Origin of the sequence: Kitasatospora sp. NPDC057692 (genome assembly GCF_042799475.1) — a bacterium.
Taxonomy (GTDB): Bacteria; Actinomycetota; Actinomycetes; order Streptomycetales; family Streptomycetaceae; genus Kitasatospora.
The window spans coordinates 75,314-92,976 of sequence record NZ_JBHVIV010000032.1 but is presented as its reverse complement, the minus strand read 5'-3'; the positions used below and the strand labels follow the sequence as shown (position 1 = coordinate 92,976).

Here is a 17,663-nt window from a genome sequence, read left to right as displayed (position 1 = left end):
GCCGACCAGGAACCGAACTCCCGGGGAATCTCGCGCCACTGGCTGCCGGTCCTGAAGTGCCAGATCACGCCCTCGAACTGCTGGCGCAGCCGTTCAGGGTAGGGGCCGTACTTGCCGATCGGCAAGTACGGCTCGATGAACTCCCACTCACTGTCGGTCAGTTGCACACGGGTCACGCACCACGGTCTACCGGATCAGAGGCAACCACGAGGGCGAAACCCGCAAATTGATCACAACCGAATACGCGCCCTAAGGCGTGTCTGATAATTGATCTTGTGGCGGGTCGAGGTGAGTTGACGGACGCGGCATGGGATCGGATAGAGCCCCTGTTGCCGCAGGTGGACGGGCGTGGCCGTCCGTGGCGTGATCACCGGCAGGTGGTCAACGGTGTGCTGTGGCGTCTGCGGACCGGGGCTCCGTGGCGCGATCTCCCAGAGCGGTACGGGCCGTGGCAGACCGTCTACGAGCGGTTCGCCCGCTGGGATGCGGACGGGACCTGGGCGAAGCTGCTGGAACATGTCCAGGTCCGCGACGACGCTGCGGGCCGGGTGGAATGGACCGTCGCCGTCGACTCCACGATCAACCGGGCCCACCAGCACGCCGCCGGCGCCCGCAAAGAGGGGACGCAGACAGGGACGAACTGGAAGATCCGGACCGCTCGCAGACGCGCCAGGCCCTCGGCCGGTCCCGAGGCGGGCTGACCACCAAGGTCCATCTCGCCGTCGATGGCCGGGGCCTGCCGCTGTCGATCGTGCTCACCCCGGGCAACGTCAACGACGCCACCGCGTTCGGCCAGGTCCTCGACGGAATCCGTGTCCCGCGCGCTGCCACGGGCCGCCCGCGCACGACACCGGATCGCGTGTTGGGTGACAAGGCCTACTCCAGCAGGGCCATCCGCCACCTGCTGCGGCGCCGGGGCATCGCCGTCACGATCCCCGAACGCCGCGACCAGGCGGCCAACCGGCGACGCCGAGGACGCCTCGGCGGTCGACCGCCAGCGTTCGACAAGGAGATCTACCGCGACCGGAACGTGGTCGAACGGTGCTTCGCCCGCCTCAAGCAGTTCCGCGCGGTCGCGACCAGGTTCGACAAGCTCGCCGACCGCTACCGAGCCGGAGTCGTCCTGGCCTCCCTGATCCTCTGGCTCCGCGAACGCTGAGAGCTCCGGCGGCCGGGCGCTTCAGGGCTTCGGGTAGAGGCTGGCCTGTTCGAGCGCCCGGTGGGCGATGTGCCTCTGTTCTTCGGGAACGGACTCCCAGAAGGAATGGGCCGAGATGCGCTCCCGGAGCTCCAGTTGCGCACGGCGAGGCTCAGGTGACTCCATTGCATCTGCCCACATCGACCGCCTGGCAGCGTTGTACTCCCGTCGAAGCCGAATGAGGTCGTCGGGGAAGGACCACTCGTTAGACATGCCCTGAGCCTATGGACAGCACCACTGATGATCTACCCCCACCAGGCGCTGCCCCCTGCTACCCGTACTGCTGCTGGTGATCATTCATCAGACAGGCTCTAGTGTCCTGCACCTGAAATTCGCTTCATATCTGTAGCCTGTGCGTATGGCGCGCATGGGTCGGCCGATGGCCGAGTTGACCTTGACCGACGATGAGCGGGAGACACTGGTCCGTTGGTCGCGGCGGGCGAAGTCGTCGCAGGCGCTGGCTCTGCGGTGTCGGATCGTGCTCGGCTGCGCGGAGGGGAAGACGAACCAGGAGGTCGCCGCCGAGCTCGGCATCTGGCCGCAGACGGTCGGCAAGTGGCGGCGGCGTTTCCTGGAGCGCCGCCTTGAGGGGCTCGCGGACGAGCAACGCCCCGGCGCTCCACGGAAGATCAGCGACGAGCGGATCGAGGAGATCGTCGTCGCCACTCTGGAGCGGACCCCCAAGGACGCCACTCACTGGTCGCGGGCGTCGATGGCCGCCGCGACGGGACTGTCGAAGTCCACGGTCGGCCGCGTCTGGCAGGCCTTCGGCCTCAAGCCGCACCTGGTCGACACTTTCAAGCTGTCGAAGGACCCGCAGTTCATCGACAAGGTCCGCGACGTGGTCGGGCTCTATCTGGACCCGCCGGAACGCGCCCTGGTCCTGTGCGTCGACGAGAAGTCCCAGATCCAGGCGCTCGACCGCTCCGCCCCGGTACTGCCGATGATGCCGGGCATGCCCGAGCGCCGCACCCACGACTACCTGCGCAACGGCGTCACCACCCTGTTCGCCGCCCTCGACGTGGTCAGCGGCGAGGTCATCGGCTCCCTCCACCGCCGCCACCGCGCGGCCGAGTTCAAGAAGTTCCTCGCCAAGCTCGACAAGGAAGTGCCCGCCGACCTGGACGTGCACCTGATCTGTGACAACTACGCCACTCACAAGACCGCGGCGATCCAGAAGTGGCTGGCCGGCCACCCCCGGTTCCACCTGCACTTCACCCCGACCAGCTCATCCTGGCTCAACCAGGTCGAACGGTGGTTCGCACTGCTGACGGACAAGCAACTGCGACGCGGCGTCCACAAGTCCGTCCAGGCCCTGGAGAAGGACATCAGGACCTGGATCAAGACCTGGAACGAGAACCCCCGCCCGTTCACCTGGACCAAGACCGCCGACGAAATCCTCGAACGACTCGCCTCATATCTTGAACGAATTCCTGGCGCAGGACACTAGTGTGAGAACACCGAGCCGATCTCGGGATATCACCAACAGTGAAGGCAGCAACGCTCTGCTACCACCGGATGTGCGACAGAGCCCAGCCAACGGTGCGACTCCCGATCAAGAGAGAACACCCGATGAGAGACGTGATCGTCTCCGCGGGATCGGTGAACAGCTCAGCAGTTGTGTGTTCCACCAGGCCATCCAACAGGAGGCACTACGATCGCGACCGGTCACGGTCCTCACAGAAACGGGGCCAGCGCCCCTTTCGCTGTTCCCTACCCAGGTAGAGCCCGGCAAAAAGTCCCGTCGAACCCCAGTGCGATCCGCGCCTGTTCGAACGTGGGGTAGTACGTCCAGCTCGGGTCGGCGAGCATGGCGTCGAAGTCCTTGCGGGTGATCTCCGGTTCGAGCCACTCGTGCCCTGCTCGGCAGCGAACCCAGACGCGGCGGCCGTGGTTGATCAGCAGCCAGTCGCGCCGGGCCCGGCAGAGAGAGCACACCACCGGCATGCCGCGCAGCGTCAGCTCGTGCGGGCACTGCACTCAGCGGACCGCGTCCGGGCCGCGCGGCGGGGCCGTCTCGTACTCCAGTTGGAGCAGGGGGTCACTGGCCACCAGGCCCTGGACGACAGGGGTGGCCGGGGTGGTGGGCAGCTCGGTGGTTCTGGGCACGGGCTCTCCGTTCGGGCGGTGCTGGTTCTTGCCTAACACCCGGTGGAGGCGGGTGTCGAGGAGATACGGGCTTGCTGGTCAGCGTCGAGGCGCCGGCCGCCGAGAGTCGGTGACCGGCCGGGCGGGTGCCAGCGATTCGGCGCGAGTGCCTGTGCGGCCGGGTGCGTGCCTGGTGCGTGTGGTGCCGGCCTTCGTGTTGCCCGGGATCGCGGGCAAGTCGGCGATGCGGCGGATGCGCCAGACCAGAACGTCGGTGGTGTCGCGTGCGGTGTCGAGCTCTCGCCAGGAGGTGGCTTCCTCCAGGAGGGCCTTGGGGTCGTGGCCGGCCTTCTCGGCTTCGGCCAGGGTGGCGGCCAGGGCGTCGTGCTGACGGCTGGTACCGGTGTGGTGGTCCGGTTCGCCGAGGGCGGTGTGGATGGTGGCTTCGTGGCGGCGGCGTTCGGGCTCGGGCAGGGCCCGGCCCGCCTCGCGCATCGCTCGCATGGGGGTGGTCGCTGCCTGTTGGTAGGCGGCGCGGAGATGGGTAGCGGCCTGTCGAGAGGCTGCTGCCTGCTGGGCGTGGCCCCGGGCGGAGTGCCAGCGGGCTGCGGCCAGGGTGACCAGGACGAGGGTGGAGAGGACCATGGCGGTCGTGCCGCCGTCTTCCCCACGACCAAGCGCTCCGCCGGCGTGGACTATTCCGCGGGCGGCCGAGCGGAGCGCCCGGATGTCGGCGTTCTCCGCGCGGACGTGGGAGCGGGTGGCGCGTTCGAAGGCGCGGGCGGCGTCCCGCAGTTCGGCGCGGGTGGCGGCCGGTGAGGTCTGGACGAGTGCGTCGAGGAGTTCACCGGCTCCGACGAGCTGGGCGGCGGCCTCGTCGTCGTCCTCCTCGAGGACGGCGACGGCGCGCTCGGCGATGCCGATGGCCTCACGCCGGTACTGGGCGGGAGCGGACCGGTCAGTGTGCCCAGTGCCGGGCCGGGATGGCGCGGCGTCAACGGGTCCGTCAGCCAGGCGGCGGCGGATCCGCGGGAGGGAGAGGTCGGGGGCGAGTTTGCTGCCCGGGAACCAGATGGGCTCGCTGTCGCGGTTGCGGTCGCCGGGCAGGGCGACGTTGTAGCCGAGGATGTCGCCGGAGGGGGCGTGGCGGAGCTTCACCCGCAGGCCGGCCTCGCGCAGGCGGGTGAAGAACTCCTGCTCGGTGGCGGCCCCGGCGACGGCCTGGCGGACGGCTTCGCGCAGGCTCTCGCGCGGGGTCTCGGTGCGGCCGGTGCGCTCGGCTTTCCACCGTTCCTGGCTGGTGGGGGCCTTGGCGGCGGTGCCGTCTCCGGGGGTGAGCTGTCGCAGGCCGTACTCCTTCTCTATGAGGCGGGCCTCGGCCTGGGCCTTGCGGCGGTCGAAGGAGAGGTTGGCGAGGCGGCCGTCCTGGCGGACGAGGGTGGCGGCGATGTGGATGTGGTCGGGTGCGTGGCGCACGGCGACCCAACGGCAAGCGGCGCCGTCGCCCTCGGGGGCGATGCCGGTGACGTGGACGATGCGGCGGGCGATGTTCGCCCAGTCGTTGTCGTCGAGGTGGCGGTCACCGGGGGCGGTGCGGACGGAGCAGTGCCAGATCTTCTCGGCCGGTGCCTGCTTGCCGAGGGCTTTGACCGGCTGGTCGAGCTGGTTGGCGAGCTTGGCGACCTGGTGCGGTTCGGGGTTGGGGCCGGGATCGGGCGCGAAGTTGTTCCAGGAGGCGACGAGGTGCTGGTCGGTGTGCTCCTCGTGCTTACCGGGGCCGAAGAGGTAGTCGATGAGGGGAAAGGAGCGGTCGGTGCCGGTGCGGATCTTGGGGATCACCGGCGGACCAGCCAGTCGACGGCCCGGTCGACCGCGTCGATGGAGGCTTCGACGCGCCGCAGGAGCTGCCGGAGGTCGGCTGCGGGCTGGCCTCCGGCGTTGAGGAAGTGGGCGACCTGGTTGAGGTTGTCGACCAGTCGACCAGCAGCTGCCGGTCCTGCTCCGGCACGCCGAGGATCCGGGCGAGCGTCCACACGGGCAGGTCGGCGGCAAGCGGTACGAAGTCGGCTTCGCCCAGCGGGCGGATCGCAGCGATGAGTTCGGCTGCGCGGGCCTCGATGGCGGCGGTCAACTCCCGGAGCGCACGCGGAGTGAAGGCGGCGGCAACGGCCCGGCGTAGCCGGGAGTGGTCGGGCGGGTCCTGGTTGAGCATCATGGTGCGGGCGAAGTCCAGGTCGGCCAGGGTGTCCGGGTCCCGGATCTGGGTCGCGCCGAGGTGCGAGGAGAAGTCCTCCGGGCGGCGCAGCACCTGCTTCACGTCCGCGTGCCGCAGCACCGCCCAGTAGCCGGGCCCGGGCGGCCACTCCCCCACCGCCGGTTCCTCCACCCAGCACACCGGGGCCGCCGTCCGAAGTTCCCGAAACAGCTCGTACGGCACACCCTCGGCGTAGGTCTCGGGTAGGAAGATCCGGTTCACCTGCGCCTGATCGAAGCCCATGCCGGCCGACCGTACGCCGCGCCGCGGCAGCCCGCCAGTTTCTTGGAGCTGGTCCACCCTAGGGGCGGCGAGAATGTCCTGATCATGCATCGTCGTCCGCTCGACCTCCATCTCCGTGTACCGCACCACCGCCCAGGCCCCCGGCACGACCGCCCGCAGCTCCGCGACAACCCGTACGGCACACCCTGCGCGTACATCTGCGGCGGAACACCAAACCGCGTCCTCTCGGTCCACCGACACACCGACCCGCGTCCCAAGCGCAACGGCCCGGGCCTGAACCGCTCCCGCACTCCTCGGGCGTGTCCCGCGCTCCCGGCCCGGATGGTGGTGTATCCAGGTCGGGGCTGCTCTGTGGCTACGGGTGGTGGGCGGGTTTCGGGGAATCGGGGTGGCTCGTGGCAACCAGTGCTTTCGAGGAGCTGTCGCAGACGGGTGAGCTGGGGTATGCGAGCTTGGAACTGCTGCGGCGGCTGGTGCATCAGGTGCGCCGCACCTACGGCTTCCCGCCACCCGAAGGGCACTCGGAGTGGAGCGACCCCGCCGCCTACGACCTGATCAATGCGATGCTTGCCCGCAAGGGAGAGGGACGGAAGTTCGTCACCAGCTGCTTGGTGCTTGCCATTGACGACGCCTCGTTGGAGCGTCTGTTTCTCGCGTCGGTGAGGAATTTCCTCATCGACGAGGCGAAGAAGACGCCGCGGGGCAAGCTACGACGCCGGATTGCCCGTCTGATGAGCGAGGACTCGGCTTACCGAAAGGTCGCGGGTCCACCGCCGCGCTGGACGCTGGTCGAGCACGCCGACGGCGCCGTGTGGCAGGGAGGCCTCGACGACCTCATCGCACAGGCTGTGCGGATAACAGGAGTCGGCATAACCCGCTGGAACCACTCCGGCCCCACGCCCAAGCAGACGGTCCATGCCCTCAAGACCGTTCTCCTAGGCGTGCTGCGGTACGCGCGGGGTGCGGTCCGGGAGGAAGAACTCGCCAAGGTTCTTGAGGCCCGATTCGAACTCCTGGCACCGGCACGTTTCACCACCCTGTACGCGGACGAGGGCGCAGTCTCCGAACTCTCCGACCAGCGTACAGTCGCCATCACGGCCGACCCCGTCGCGGCCGAGGGGGTGGCTGACGACATCTGGCAACGGCTGACCCTCAACGAGCGTCTGTTGCTTCCACATCTCGAAGAGGACGCTCACCATGCGGCACAGCTGCTGGAGATCCGGCACCGTCACGCGGCTTCTGTCCTCTCGAGCCTCAAGACGAAGCTTCGCGCAGCTTTGTCCTCGGACGTCGATCAATGGGCGGTGATGGCAGCTCTGCTGCGGCGGGGCGATGATGCCCAGTTCTGAGCGGTCCCGAGTTGCGTCGTCCAGATCCAGTGAAGAGAGAATGCGCTGATGGACCACAGCCACGGGGGAGACGGTATGAGTTCTGTCCACACCACTGCTTACCAGCGGCTGGTGGCTGTCGCGGCGGGACTGAAGGTACCCGACGCCGTCCGCCGGGTGGCCACCGAACCGCCCCAGGACCCGCAGCCCGGCCAAATCTGGCGCGCTGCGTGGGAAGACGTCATCCAGCCGCTGCTCGTCACCGCAACCGAATACGACACTCTGCGGGCCGTTCCGGCTTCGTTCGAGCGGTACGCCGACGGCGACACCCTGCTCCTCCCCGCTTCGGCGTCCACGTTAGAGGAGCCGTTGGCGCTCTGGTGGAGCTTGGAGACCACCGTTCCCTGGTGCGTGCTGCACCGCCAGGTCAGCGAGCTGTCTGACCGGCCTACCTACCTCACAGGCCGCTCACTGGCCGATGCTGTGGCCGGCGCAAGGTGGGGCAGCAACGCAGCCATGTCCGCTGCGGGCAACGAGTACCGCGGGCTCTTGGCCGACAGGGTCGCGGTTCTCGCCGCAGCGCGGTGGGAACCACAGGGAACGGGAGGCCTGCCGCAGCTGTTCAAGGACAAGGCCATCACACCGGGAGATCTCGCGGCCGAGCTGGAGCTGCTGCCACCGCAAGCACTGGCCGTGTGGAGGGGAAAGCTGCCCCTCACCCCCGACCAGGCCACCAAACTCGCCGAACGCCTAGGCCGGCCAGCCGATCAGTTGATCACGGCCAACCCCGCCCTGCCACACGAGGTCGTGCACGAGCTGAACCGTCCCTTGCGCCGCGCGCAGGTGAAGGCGCTTGCCACGCAGTACGACGAGGCCGAGCACGACGCCCGACTGCGTGCCGCGTACGGGATCTTCGCGCTTGCGGCACGCCAGGACGGACCAGCCGGGCCGAACTGGACAGCGCGCACCGACCGCTACTTCGAACTGTGTCTGGGCGAGTAGAAGGGGATCCCGCATGGTCAACCACGTTCTCGCCGCCGCGGCCCGGGTCCAGGCCGCGGCGATGGTCCGGGAACTCGAAGCCCTGCGTCCCGGCGCGTCGGAGCTCCTGGCCCAAGGCGCTCTCGCAGAGCTGAGGACCTGGGCTGAGCTGACTGTTGTGGACGTCGACGAGGATCGGGAAGCACAGGGATGCAGCGTCGCCGGGGCATACGACTCCGGGCCGCCGCCGCGCCTGTCGGTCGCTGCTGCGGCCAGCCTCGCCCGGCGGGACTTCACCGCTCTCCACGAGCTGGGCCACCACCTGCAGACAAACAGCTTCGCGCTCATGGAGGCCTTCAGCGGGGAACCCGATGGGGGTGTCCTCCTGGAGGATGCGGCGTGCGACGCCTTCGCCGCTGAGATCCTGCTGCCCGCCTCCCTCGTCGACCGCCACCTGGACGTCAAGGGACCTGACGCGTCGGCGATCGCCCAGCTGTGGCAGACGAGCAACGCCTCCCGGATGGCAGTGTGCGTGCGGGCCGCCCAGCGCCTGCCCGCGCCGGGCCACATCCTCCTCCTCGACCGTGCGGGGCGCCTCGTCTTCGGCGCCTCCCACAGCCTCCCACCGCTGCCACGCGGCAGCCGTCAGGTCGACATCCCCGTCGTCGACCGCGCCGTGGCCGGCTCCGGCCGCGCCCGGGGGCAGACCCGGGTTCGCTACCGCGACGGCATCCTCGGACGGGAACTGCACACCGACATCGCGCCGATGGACGGCTACCTCGTCGCCGTCCTCGTCGCCGACTCCGCCCCCTGGCGCGCCTTCACCCCGCCCACCCTCGACACCGGCCCCCAGTCGCTCGAATACATCTGCGCGAACTGCGACGAGGAGTACCGCTCCTTCGAACCGGCCTGCCCGCGCTGCCGCGTCCCCAGCTGCCCCGAGTGCGGCCGCTGCGCCTGCCCGTCCCGCGTCGCCGAGCGCCAGTGCCCCAGCTGCTTCACCCTGCATCCTTCCCGGATGTTCTCGCCGGGCAGTGATCGCTGCCTGAACTGTGCCTGACGCCTCGCAAACCACGTCCGCACCGCCTTCACCACTACTCGCGAGTTACGTCGTCTGTCCCAGGCGAAGCACCCCGCAGCGGGGTGCTCACGGATTCCGGGCGCCGGCCTCGGGGCCGTCGGAACCTGGTCGGCAGGAACAGAACAATGGCCATTCAGATCACCGCAGTCCGCCTGTCCCCTGGCGGCACCACGCACGAGCACATCACCCACCTGTGGTGGACCAACGAGACGTCCGGCAGCACTGGAAGTAGTACCCGGGTGCAGCTCGTCGACTGGATCGAGAACAAGTCCGGCAGGGCCTACACCAGCGACGCGGCTGGGCGCCGCGCCGAAGTCTTCGTCGTGACCCCCGCGCAGGGCGAGAAGTACCTGCGGACCCGCGCCGACGGCGTGTGGACCAACAACCTCCTCGCCCTGCCCAGACGCTGACCCCCGCCGTCCGGCGTGTCGCTGCTCGCGGCGGCGCGCCGAACAGCCCGCCCCGGTTCCCGGAGAACCCGGGGCCGACCACACATCACACTTTCAGGAGGACTCATGTCCCAGGACAGCCACGGGCCCGCGCCCGTCACGATCGTCGTCAACGCCCGCCCGCACACCTGGGAGGCGAAGGAGATCACCTACGAGCAGATCGTCGACCTCGCATATCCCGGCCAGCCGCCGACCGATCAGGACACCTACACGGTCCGCTACAGCCGCGGCCACGACGGTCACGGAGCTGGCAGCCTGACGGCCGGCCACAGCGTCGCGGTGAAGAAGGGGATGGTCTTCGATGTCTACCGCACTTCTCGCTCGTGACCCTGACCTGGTCCGGCTTCTCGACGATGGCTACGACGTCGTCGTCCATGCCGGCCACATCATCATCCGGCACATCCCGTACGCCACTGAGAACCGCACTGTCGAGCACGGCTTCCTCGCGTACCCCATGACCATCAGCGGAGACCGCCTGGTCTCAGGAACCGACCACCGCATCTGGTTCAGCGGTTCCGTCCCGTGCGACGAGCACGGCCGGCCGCTGGCCTTGGCGAGTCCGGACCTCCGGGAGATCGCCGAGGGCATGCGGGCGGGCTTCATGCTCTCCAGCAAGCCCGGCCCGGACGGCTACCCGGACGAGTACACGAAGATCACCGCGTATGCCCGGATCATCGCCGACCAGGCGCACGCACTCGACTCCTCGGCCACCTCCACCCCTGGCGCGGCGTGGCAGGAGATCGACGACGACAGCCCCTTCGTCTACAGGGACACCGCCACCTCCCGCGCCGGCATCGCGGCCGTCAACCGCCGTTTCCGGGGCCACCGCGTCGTGATCGTCGGCCTCGGAGGCAGCGGGAGCTACATCCTCGATCAGGTGGCCAAGACCGAGGTCGACTCGATCCTCCTCGTCGACGGCGACACCTTCGACAACCACAACGCGTTCCGGGCTCCGGGCGCCCCGACCCTCGACACCTTGCGCAGCCGCCCGGCCAAGGCCGTCTACCTCGCCTCGATCTACGCGAACATGCACCGGGGCGTGACGGCTTGCGAGCAGTACCTCGACGAAGAGAACCTCGACCTGCTCACCGGAGCGACGTTCGTCTTCCTCGCCTCCGACGACGCCACCGGCAAGCCGGCGATCACCGAGTGGCTCGAAGCGCACAACGTGCCGTTCATCGACGTCGGCATGGGAGTCGATGAGGTCGACGGCCGCCTCAGTGGACTGCTGCGTGTCACCACGAGTCTTCCCACCCGCCGTGTCCCAGCCCGCAGCCGCATCCCGCAGCCGGCTCTCGAACGCGATGCCTACGGGCGGAACATTCAGACCGCGGACCTGAACGCGCTGAACGCCGTCCTGGCCGTCATCCGTTGGAAGCGCTTCATCGGCATCTACGCCGACGCCACCGATGAGGGACACAGCACCTACTCGCTGATCACCAACGAGATCGCTAACGAGGACCTCCCGTGACCGCTCAGGACACCCTGCATCCGGTCTTCACCGAGACGTTCCCTCCGGCGATGGATCCAGGGAAGCTGTACATCTCGATCCCCTACCGCACCTGCGGTCACCTGTGCTGTTGCGGCTGCGGACACGAAGTCATCACACCGCTCTCCCCCGCACAGTGGAAGCTCACTTTTGATGGCGAGAACGTATCCCTGACCCCGTCGATCGGCAACTGGTCACTCCGCTGCCAGTCGCACTACTGGATCCATGACGGTCGCGTCCGCTGGAGCCGCCGGTACTCGGCGGCGGAGATCGATCAGAACCGGGCCCGCGATCGTCGCCTGCTCGACCCGAGCACCCCGGTCCCCGCACCAGAACCGACTTCCAGGCTCCGCCGCTGGCTGCGGCTCCGACGCCTGTGGACGCCCGGACGATCATCCTGACGAACCCGTCACCGTGATGATCACACAGGGGCACCGGCGCGGGTAGCCTGGCAGGGGCCCGCCGGCCTGACCGAAGTAATCAACTCGGCTTCAGGAAACACGATTTGGACGATACGTTCCGGTGTCCGCTTGACTACCCCGAAGAGGAAGAACATCGTCTCGAACTCGGCCGCGCTCAGCCCGGCCTCGCGCATGCGGGCCACGATGCTGCCGGGTGGCGGCTGCTCGGCGAGGGCGTGGGCGTAGGCGAACATGTCGGCGAGGGCGGCCCGGGAGCGCGGGTTGACGGGGCGTCCGTCCGGGGCGGTCCGGGTGGTGGGGCGGTGGGCCAGCGCGGCGCGGCCGAGGTCGGTGAGCCCGGAGGGATCGGCGGTGCGGGAGTCGGCGTGGTCGGCGTCCTGGTAGCCGATCACCCGGTTCGACCAGTCGACCAGCAGCTGCCGGTCCTGCTCCGGTACGCCCATGATCCGGGCCAGCGTCCAGACCGGCAGGTCGGCCGCGAGCGGCACCAGGTCGGTCGCGCCCAGGGGGCGGACCCCGGCGACGAGCCGCGCCGCCCGCGCCTCGATGCCGTCGGCCAGCTCGCGCAGCGCCTGCGGGGTGAACGCGGCGGCGACGATCCGGCGCAGCCGGGCGTGGTCGGGCGGGTCCTGGTTGAGCATCATGGTGCGGGCGAAGGCCAGGTCGGCCGCGGAGTCGGGATCGCGGATCTGGGTGGCGCCCAGGTGGGAGGAGAACAGCTCGGGGGTGCGGAGGACGTACTTGACGTCGGCGTGCCGCAGGACCGCCCAGTAGCCGGGGCCGGCGGGCCACTCCCCCACCGGCGGTTCCTCGACCCAGCAGACCGGGGCCGCCGTCCGCAGCTCCCGGAACAGCTCGTGGGGCACGCCCTCGGCATAGGTCTCGGGGAGGAAGATCCGGTTCGCGCGAGCCTGGTCGAAACCCATACCGCCCGACCGTACGCGCCCGCCGGGCGGCCCACCAGGACCCGGACGGCGGCGGCGCCCGCGCGGTGGGCGGTCGCGGCTGCGCCCGCCGGCCGCCGGGATCCCGTAGGGTCGGCCAATGGCGAAGTACTTCGACGTTCATCCAGAATCCCCGCAGCCGCGCACCATCGGCACCGTGGCCGCCAGTCTCCGGTCCGGGGCGCTGATCGCGTACCCGACCGACTCCTGCTTCGCCCTGGGCTGTCAGCTGGACAACCGCGACGGCCTGGAGCGGATCCGGTCGATCCGACGGCTCGACGACCGCCACCACTTCACCCTGATGTGCGTGGACTTCGCGCAGCTGGGGCAGTTCGTCCAGCTCGACAACAACGTCTTCCGCGCCGTCAAGGCCGCCACCCCGGGCAGCTACACCTTCATCCTCCCGGCCACCAAGGAGGTGCCGCGCCGCCTGCTGCACCCGAAGAAGAAGACGGTGGGGGTCAGGATCCCCGACCACGCCGTCACCAGGGCGCTGCTCACCGAGCTCGGTGAGCCGCTGGTCTCCAGCACACTGCTCCTGCCCGGCGACGACGAGCCGATGACCCAGGGGTGGGAGATCAAGGAGCGCCTCGACCACGTGCTGGACGCGGTGGTGGACTCGGGCGACTGCGGGACGGTGCCGACGACGGTCGTCGACTTCTCCGGGGGCGCGCCGGAGATCGTCCGCCGGGGCGCCGGCGACGTCACCCGCTTCGAGTGACGGACCGGGCGGCTCACGCGGCTCAGGCGGCGACGAGGTCGGTGAGTTCGCGCAGGTCGACGCCGCGGCGCAGGGCGCGCAGGTCGGCCTGGAGGTCGGACGGCGGGACGGCGAGGACGGTGCAGCGGGCGCGGGCCAGGCAGTAGCGGCTCACCGAGCCGCCCTGGAACAGGCGGCGCACGGCGGTGCGCAGGGCGCCGTGCCGGCCCGCGCCGACCACCAGCAGGTCGTCCGGCCGGTCGGCCAGCGAGGTCAGCACCGGGCCGACCTCGCCGCGCACCACCTGGGGCTCGACCCGGACCCCGGCCGGGAGGCCGCCGAACGCCTCCTCCAGGGCCTGGTCCAGACGCGCGTCGGCCATGGCCTGCCAGGCCCGGAGCAGCGGCGGGCAGGGGCGCAGCCGGTAGTTGTACTCGCCGCCGGCCGGCGTCCAGGCGAGCACCGGCACCAAGACGGCGCCCCGGTCCCGCGCCTCGTCCGCCGCCCGGTGCAGGGCGGTCAGGCTGTGCAACGATCCGCTGACTCCGACGATGACGCGCGCGCCGTCCGACATGCTCCTTCACTTTCCGGTGTTCGATCCGCTGAATGCTTATGGATTATGGTTCCATAGGGGCGATGAGCCTGCAAATCGAAGGCTTTAACTGTATATGGCCTTGCATCGCGTGAACATGTCCGGCCGCCGCCCGGAATTCGGTGGCGTGGCCCGCCGGCCCCGGCCCACCCTGGACGGCGTGACAGCACCGCGCCGCACGCGCCGCACACGCCGGAACCCGCGTCGGCCCCGGAGCCGGAGCACCGGATCCGCGCCCTCCACACGGCCGCCACGGTGACCGTCTACCAGGCCTACCGGCCGGAGATCGGGGAGGCGGCGGCCCGGGACGGGCGCTTCCCGGCGCAGTGGAAGCGCGACCGGATGACGTGGATCAAGCCCTCGTTCCTCTGGATGATGTACCGCTGCGGGTGGGCGACCAAGGAGGGCCAGGAGACCGTGCTCGCCGTGGAGATCGACCGGGCGGGCTTCGCGTGGGCGCTGGAGAACGCCTGCCTCGCGCACTACCGGCGCGGGCTGCACCCGGACCGGGCCACCTGGCAGCGCCTGCTGAAGCGCGCGCCCGCCCGGGTCCAGTGGGACCCCGAGCGCGACCTGCACCTGCGTCCGCTGCCGCACCGCTCGCTCCAGCTCGGCCTGACGGGCGAGGCGGCGCGGCGGTACGCGGACGAGTGGACGGTGTCCATCACCGACGTCACCCCGCTGGCGCGCCGGATCCACGGCCACCTGCGGGCCGGCGAGGAGGAGGCCGCCCGGCTGCTGCTGCCGGACGAGCGGCCGTACGCGCCGGAGGGCGGCCTTCCGGCCCACGTCCGCGGGTGACCGACGGGGAGCGACGGCATACGATCATCGGGTGTCCAAACCTCGTGTTTGCTCGTCAACGGCCGCCGCGTCGGCCGGCTCGCCCGCACGGGCGGCGTGTTCCGGCGGTTCCCCGCTGTCCATCGGCTCGGTGGGGTCGGTCCTGTCGATCGGATCGGCCGGCTCGGTCCTGTCGATCGGGTCGGCGGGCAGCGTCCTGTCGATCGGATCGGCCGGGTCGGCCCTGTCGGTGCTGTCCGCCGGGTCGTGGCTGAGCGTCGGCTCGCTGTTCTCCGCGAACTCGCTCTGGTCGGTGCTGTCCTGGCGCTCCCGGAGCGGACTGCTGGCGGCCGGCGCGATGGCGCTCACCGCCGGTGCGGTCCTCGCCGGCGGGGCGCGGGCCCGGCGCCGCGGCCGGTAGGGGCCGGGGTGCCGCCACGGCCGGACGCGCGACGGCTGCTCCCGCTGCTGCGCAATCCGGCGTTCTGGTACGTCACCGGGCTGGCCGCGATGTGGCCGGTGCTGCGGCTGCTGCCGGCCGAACGGGTGCGGGCGCTGCGGGAGTGGGCGTCCACCGACCTCGACAATCTGCGGCTCTGGCCGGACGGCCACCCGGTCGAGTCGCTCGTGGTGTCGGCGTTCGTCCCGCAGGACACCATCTGGGTCTGGCCGGTGTTCGCGCTGTCCGCCTTCGCGGTGGTCGGGGCGCTCGGCGGCCGGCGCGCGGTGGCGGTGCTGGCCCTCGCGCAGGTGGTGGCGACCGCGCTGACCGAGGGGCTGGTGTGGTGGCGGATCGAGCACGGCGGGCTTCCGGCCGAGGCCGCGCACGCCCTGGACACCGGCCCGTCCTACGTGGTGGTCGCGGCGCTGACGGTGGCGGCCTGCCGGGCCCGGCCGGTCTGGTCGCGGGCGGTGTGGCTGCTGATGCTCGCGGTGGCGGCGCCCGATCTGCTGGGCGGGGTCCCGGACGGCGAGGTCGCCGCCGTGGGACACCTGGTCGCGCTGATCACGGGCCTCGGCGTCTCGGCCGCGCACCGGATGGGGCTGCCGCCGGTGGCCCGCCGTAGCGGCGTCCTGTCGGCACCGCGTCAGGCCGAGCGGGTGCCGTCCAGGTAGGCGAGGACGGCCAGCACCCGGCGGTTGTCGTCGTCGGAGGGGCCGAGCCCCAGCTTCGCGAAGATGCTGGAGGTGTGCTTGCTGACGGCGCCCTCGCTGAAGTGCAGCCGCTGGGCGATCGCGGTGTTCGAGCGGCCCTCGGCCATCATCGCCAGCACCTCCCGCTCGCGCGGGGTGAGCAGCGCGAGCGGGCGGTCGTCGGCGTTGCGGGCGAGCAGCCGGGTGATCACCTGCGGGTCCATCACGGTGCCGCCGGAGGCGACGGTGCGCAGCGTGTCCATGAACTGCGCGGCGTTGGAGACCCGGTCCTTGAGCAGGTAGCCGACCGCCCCGGCGCCGTCGGCGATCAGCTCGCGGGCGTACAGCTGCTCGACGTGCTGGGAGAGCACCAGGACGGGCAGGCCCGGCCGGGCCCGGCGGGCCGCGAGGGCGACCTGGAGGCCCTCGTCGGTGAAGGTGGGCGGCAGCCGGACGTCCACCACCGCGACGTCCGGGCGGTGCTCGGCGAGCGCGGCCGCGAGTTCGGGGCCGCTGCCGACCGCCGCGACGATCTCGTGCCCGTGGGCGGTGAGGAGGAGGGACAGACCGTCCCTCAGGAGGTAGAGGTCCTCGGCGAGGACAACGCGCACGGTAGCTCCATGGTCAGCCGGGTCGGCCCGCCCGGGGGGCTGATCAGCGTGAGCGTACCGTCGAACGCCGCCAGCCTGCGCTGGATGCCCCGTAGGCCGGTGCCCCGGCCGGGGTCGGCCCCGCCCCGGCCGTCGTCGGTGACCTCGGCGCGCAGCAGCCCGTCCACGTGGACCAGGTCCACCGCGGCGTGCCGCGCACCGGCGTGCTTGACCGCGTTGGTCAGGGCCTCGCTGACCGCGTAGTAGACCGCCGACTCGACCGGGGGCTCGGCCCGGCCGGGCAGCTCGGCCCGCACCTCGACGCGCAGCGGCACGTCCAGGGCCAGGGCGCGCAGCCCCTCCGACAGTCCGCGCTCGGCGAGCACCGGCGGATGGATGCCGCGGACCAGGTCGCGCAGCTCCTGGAGGGCCCGGCTGACGTTCTCCTGGGCGTCCGTCACCACCGTCTTCGCCTGCGCCGGGTCGCGGTCGATCAGCGCGGCGACCGCCCCCAGCCGCAGGCTCACCGCGACCAGCCGGGCCTGGGCGCCGTCGTGCAGGTCGCGTTCGATCCGGCGCAGCTCGGCGGCCTGCGCCTCGGTGGCGTCCAGCCGGGTCTCGGTCAGCTGCTCGACCCGGCGGGCCAGGCGGGAGCGCTCGGTGGGCCCGAGCAGGGCGCGCGTCCAGCGGCCGTGCAGGCGCAGCGCCGGGCCGGCCAGGGCCGGGCCCGCGGCGGCCAGGGCGAGGCCGGAGGCGAGGAGGACGACGGGGGCGACGGCGCCGGGGACCGGGCCGGGGACGGGGACGGGGCCACCGCCGAGCAGGCCCCGAACCGGGCCGAGGTCCGACCCGGGCAGCGGCAGGACGGCGCACGCGAGGGCGTACAGGCCGCCGCCGAGCAGCAGCGGCGGGGTGGCGGCGAGAAGGCCGCCGACCACCGGGTTCAGCACCACCCAGAGGACGTCGCGCCAGGTCGCCGGGTCCTTCCACAGCCAGCGGATGGTGCGGGAGACGCTCGCGAACCAGCGGTGCTTCTGGTAGTCGTGACCGGTCCAGAACCAGCCGTGCAGGGTGCGTTCGAGCCCGGGGCGCGGCAGGTACGGCGGCGGCACCGGCACCCCCGACCAGCGGCCCGCCCAGGTCCGGGCGAGGCCGGCGGCCGCGCGGGCGAGCCGGGTGGTGAAGGGGAACAGGACGAAGATCCCGAGGCCGAACCAGAGCGCGAAGCTGCCGATCACGACCACCATCAGCACCAGTTCGGCCGGAACGACGGCGGTCAGCACCAGCAGCCGGGCGAGGGCGGTGCCGCTGCTCCGCAGGGCGGCGAGAGCGGCGCGGGCGGCGGGCAGGGCGCGGTTCACCGGGCCTCCGATCGGCGGTCGGTCGTCCT

The 17,663-nt window shown here is 71.0% G+C and carries 22 protein-coding genes; 12 read left to right on the top strand and 10 right to left on the bottom strand.

Annotated features, from left to right (window positions below; genetic code table 11):
• Nucleotides 1-176 (bottom strand): transposase (locus tag ACFVFS_RS19905; RefSeq protein WP_380625904.1); only part of this gene is annotated, 176 nt, incomplete at its 3' end.
• A gap of 99 nt (nucleotides 177-275) precedes the next feature.
• Between ACFVFS_RS19905 and ACFVFS_RS19900 the strand changes: the two genes are divergently transcribed.
• Nucleotides 276-1,159, top strand: a protein-coding gene (locus tag ACFVFS_RS19900) for an IS5 family transposase (RefSeq protein WP_380625896.1) whose coding sequence is annotated in 2 segments (ribosomal slippage) — nucleotides 276-633 and nucleotides 633-1,159 — 885 coding nt in all. Because the reading frame shifts where the segments join, the coding sequence is not laid out codon by codon here.
• A 406-nt stretch (nucleotides 1,160-1,565) separates the two neighbouring features.
• Entirely contained in the window at nucleotides 1,566-2,648 is a 1,083-nt protein-coding gene (locus tag ACFVFS_RS19895) for an IS630 family transposase (protein ID WP_380625902.1), read from the top strand.
• A 263-nt stretch (nucleotides 2,649-2,911) separates the two neighbouring features.
• Here ACFVFS_RS19895 and ACFVFS_RS19890 read toward each other — a convergent pair whose 3' ends face one another.
• The 4 genes from ACFVFS_RS19890 to ACFVFS_RS19875 form a co-directional block, all read right to left on the bottom strand.
• Nucleotides 2,912-3,145, bottom strand: coding sequence for a hypothetical protein (locus ACFVFS_RS19890; protein WP_380625894.1), 234 nt, complete (start codon nucleotides 3,143-3,145; stop codon nucleotides 2,912-2,914).
• 33 nt (nucleotides 3,146-3,178) lie between these two features.
• On the bottom strand, nucleotides 3,179-3,307 hold the full coding sequence (locus ACFVFS_RS19885; RefSeq protein ID WP_380625892.1) for a hypothetical protein: 129 nt from the start codon (nucleotides 3,305-3,307) through the stop codon (nucleotides 3,179-3,181).
• A gap of 78 nt (nucleotides 3,308-3,385) precedes the next feature.
• Nucleotides 3,386-5,125, bottom strand: coding sequence for a relaxase/mobilization nuclease domain-containing protein (locus ACFVFS_RS19880; RefSeq protein ID WP_380625890.1), 1,740 nt, complete (start codon nucleotides 5,123-5,125; stop codon nucleotides 3,386-3,388).
• Nucleotides 5,055-5,894: a hypothetical protein gene (locus tag ACFVFS_RS19875; RefSeq protein ID WP_380625888.1), complete on the bottom strand. Its 840-nt coding sequence runs from the start codon at nucleotides 5,892-5,894 to the stop codon at nucleotides 5,055-5,057. The genes ACFVFS_RS19880 and ACFVFS_RS19875 overlap by 71 nt, the downstream gene beginning before the upstream one ends.
• A 284-nt stretch (nucleotides 5,895-6,178) precedes the next feature.
• Between ACFVFS_RS19875 and ACFVFS_RS19870 the strand changes: the two genes are divergently transcribed.
• The 7 genes from ACFVFS_RS19870 to ACFVFS_RS19840 all read left to right on the top strand — a co-directional run bounded on the left by ACFVFS_RS19870 (nucleotide 6,179) and on the right by ACFVFS_RS19840 (nucleotide 11,512).
• On the top strand, nucleotides 6,179-7,132 hold the full coding sequence (locus ACFVFS_RS19870) for a hypothetical protein (RefSeq protein ID WP_380625886.1): 954 nt from the start codon (nucleotides 6,179-6,181) through the stop codon (nucleotides 7,130-7,132).
• Nucleotides 7,133-7,207: 75 nt separating this feature from the next.
• Nucleotides 7,208-8,113 (top strand): hypothetical protein, encoded by a 906-nt coding sequence (locus ACFVFS_RS19865; protein WP_380625884.1) that lies wholly within the window; start codon nucleotides 7,208-7,210, stop codon nucleotides 8,111-8,113.
• Nucleotides 8,114-8,126: 13 nt separating this feature from the next.
• The gene (locus ACFVFS_RS19860; RefSeq protein WP_380625882.1) at nucleotides 8,127-9,152 is read left to right on the top strand and encodes an ImmA/IrrE family metallo-endopeptidase; all 1,026 of its coding nucleotides are present in this window, start codon (nucleotides 8,127-8,129) and stop codon (nucleotides 9,150-9,152) included.
• Between the two features lie 146 nt (nucleotides 9,153-9,298).
• On the top strand, nucleotides 9,299-9,583 hold the full coding sequence (locus ACFVFS_RS19855) for a DUF3892 domain-containing protein (RefSeq protein WP_380625880.1): 285 nt from the start codon (nucleotides 9,299-9,301) through the stop codon (nucleotides 9,581-9,583).
• A 105-nt stretch (nucleotides 9,584-9,688) separates the two neighbouring features.
• Nucleotides 9,689-9,949 (top strand): multiubiquitin domain-containing protein, encoded by a 261-nt coding sequence (locus tag ACFVFS_RS19850; RefSeq protein WP_380625878.1) that lies wholly within the window; start codon nucleotides 9,689-9,691, stop codon nucleotides 9,947-9,949.
• Complete coding sequence (locus ACFVFS_RS19845) at nucleotides 9,924-11,093, top strand: ThiF family adenylyltransferase (RefSeq protein ID WP_380625876.1); 1,170 nt, start codon at nucleotides 9,924-9,926, stop codon at nucleotides 11,091-11,093. The genes ACFVFS_RS19850 and ACFVFS_RS19845 overlap by 26 nt, the downstream gene beginning before the upstream one ends.
• A complete protein-coding gene (locus tag ACFVFS_RS19840; RefSeq protein ID WP_380625874.1) occupies nucleotides 11,090-11,512 on the top strand; it encodes a DUF6527 family protein in 423 nt (140 codons plus the stop codon). Before ACFVFS_RS19845 ends, ACFVFS_RS19840 begins: the two co-directional genes overlap by 4 nt.
• A 20-nt stretch (nucleotides 11,513-11,532) precedes the next feature.
• On the opposite strand, the gene ACFVFS_RS19835 is transcribed toward ACFVFS_RS19840, so the two are convergent.
• On the bottom strand, nucleotides 11,533-12,459 hold the full coding sequence (locus ACFVFS_RS19835; RefSeq protein ID WP_380625872.1) for a hypothetical protein: 927 nt from the start codon (nucleotides 12,457-12,459) through the stop codon (nucleotides 11,533-11,535).
• Nucleotides 12,460-12,577: 118 nt separating this feature from the next.
• Between ACFVFS_RS19835 and ACFVFS_RS19830 the strand changes: the two genes are divergently transcribed.
• Nucleotides 12,578-13,198 (top strand): L-threonylcarbamoyladenylate synthase, encoded by a 621-nt coding sequence (locus ACFVFS_RS19830; RefSeq protein ID WP_380625870.1) that lies wholly within the window; start codon nucleotides 12,578-12,580, stop codon nucleotides 13,196-13,198.
• A gap of 22 nt (nucleotides 13,199-13,220) precedes the next feature.
• On the opposite strand, the gene ACFVFS_RS19825 is transcribed toward ACFVFS_RS19830, so the two are convergent.
• Nucleotides 13,221-13,751, bottom strand: a complete 531-nt coding sequence (locus ACFVFS_RS19825) for a universal stress protein (protein ID WP_380625868.1) — start codon at nucleotides 13,749-13,751, stop codon at nucleotides 13,221-13,223.
• Nucleotides 13,752-13,997: 246 nt separating this feature from the next.
• On the opposite strand from ACFVFS_RS19825, the gene ACFVFS_RS19820 reads away from it, so the two are divergent.
• On the top strand, nucleotides 13,998-14,570 hold the full coding sequence (locus ACFVFS_RS19820; protein WP_380625900.1) for a DUF4291 domain-containing protein: 573 nt from the start codon (nucleotides 13,998-14,000) through the stop codon (nucleotides 14,568-14,570).
• A 24-nt stretch (nucleotides 14,571-14,594) separates the two neighbouring features.
• On the opposite strand, the gene ACFVFS_RS19815 is transcribed toward ACFVFS_RS19820, so the two are convergent.
• Entirely contained in the window at nucleotides 14,595-14,918 is a 324-nt protein-coding gene (locus tag ACFVFS_RS19815) for a hypothetical protein (RefSeq protein WP_380625866.1), read from the bottom strand.
• A 60-nt stretch (nucleotides 14,919-14,978) separates the two neighbouring features.
• On the opposite strand from ACFVFS_RS19815, the gene ACFVFS_RS19810 reads away from it, so the two are divergent.
• Entirely contained in the window at nucleotides 14,979-15,665 is a 687-nt protein-coding gene (locus ACFVFS_RS19810; RefSeq protein WP_380625864.1) for a rhomboid-like protein, read from the top strand.
• Here the strand turns inward: ACFVFS_RS19810 and ACFVFS_RS19805 are convergent.
• Together ACFVFS_RS19805 and ACFVFS_RS19800 are read right to left on the bottom strand one after the other, a co-directional pair.
• A complete protein-coding gene (locus ACFVFS_RS19805) occupies nucleotides 15,638-16,294 on the bottom strand; it encodes a LuxR C-terminal-related transcriptional regulator (protein ID WP_380625862.1) in 657 nt (218 codons plus the stop codon). The two genes, ACFVFS_RS19810 and ACFVFS_RS19805, sit on opposite strands and share 28 nt — an antisense overlap.
• Entirely contained in the window at nucleotides 16,258-17,634 is a 1,377-nt protein-coding gene (locus ACFVFS_RS19800) for a sensor histidine kinase (RefSeq protein ID WP_380625860.1), read from the bottom strand. The genes ACFVFS_RS19805 and ACFVFS_RS19800 overlap by 37 nt, the downstream gene beginning before the upstream one ends.
• Nucleotides 17,635-17,663 lie beyond the last annotated feature (29 nt).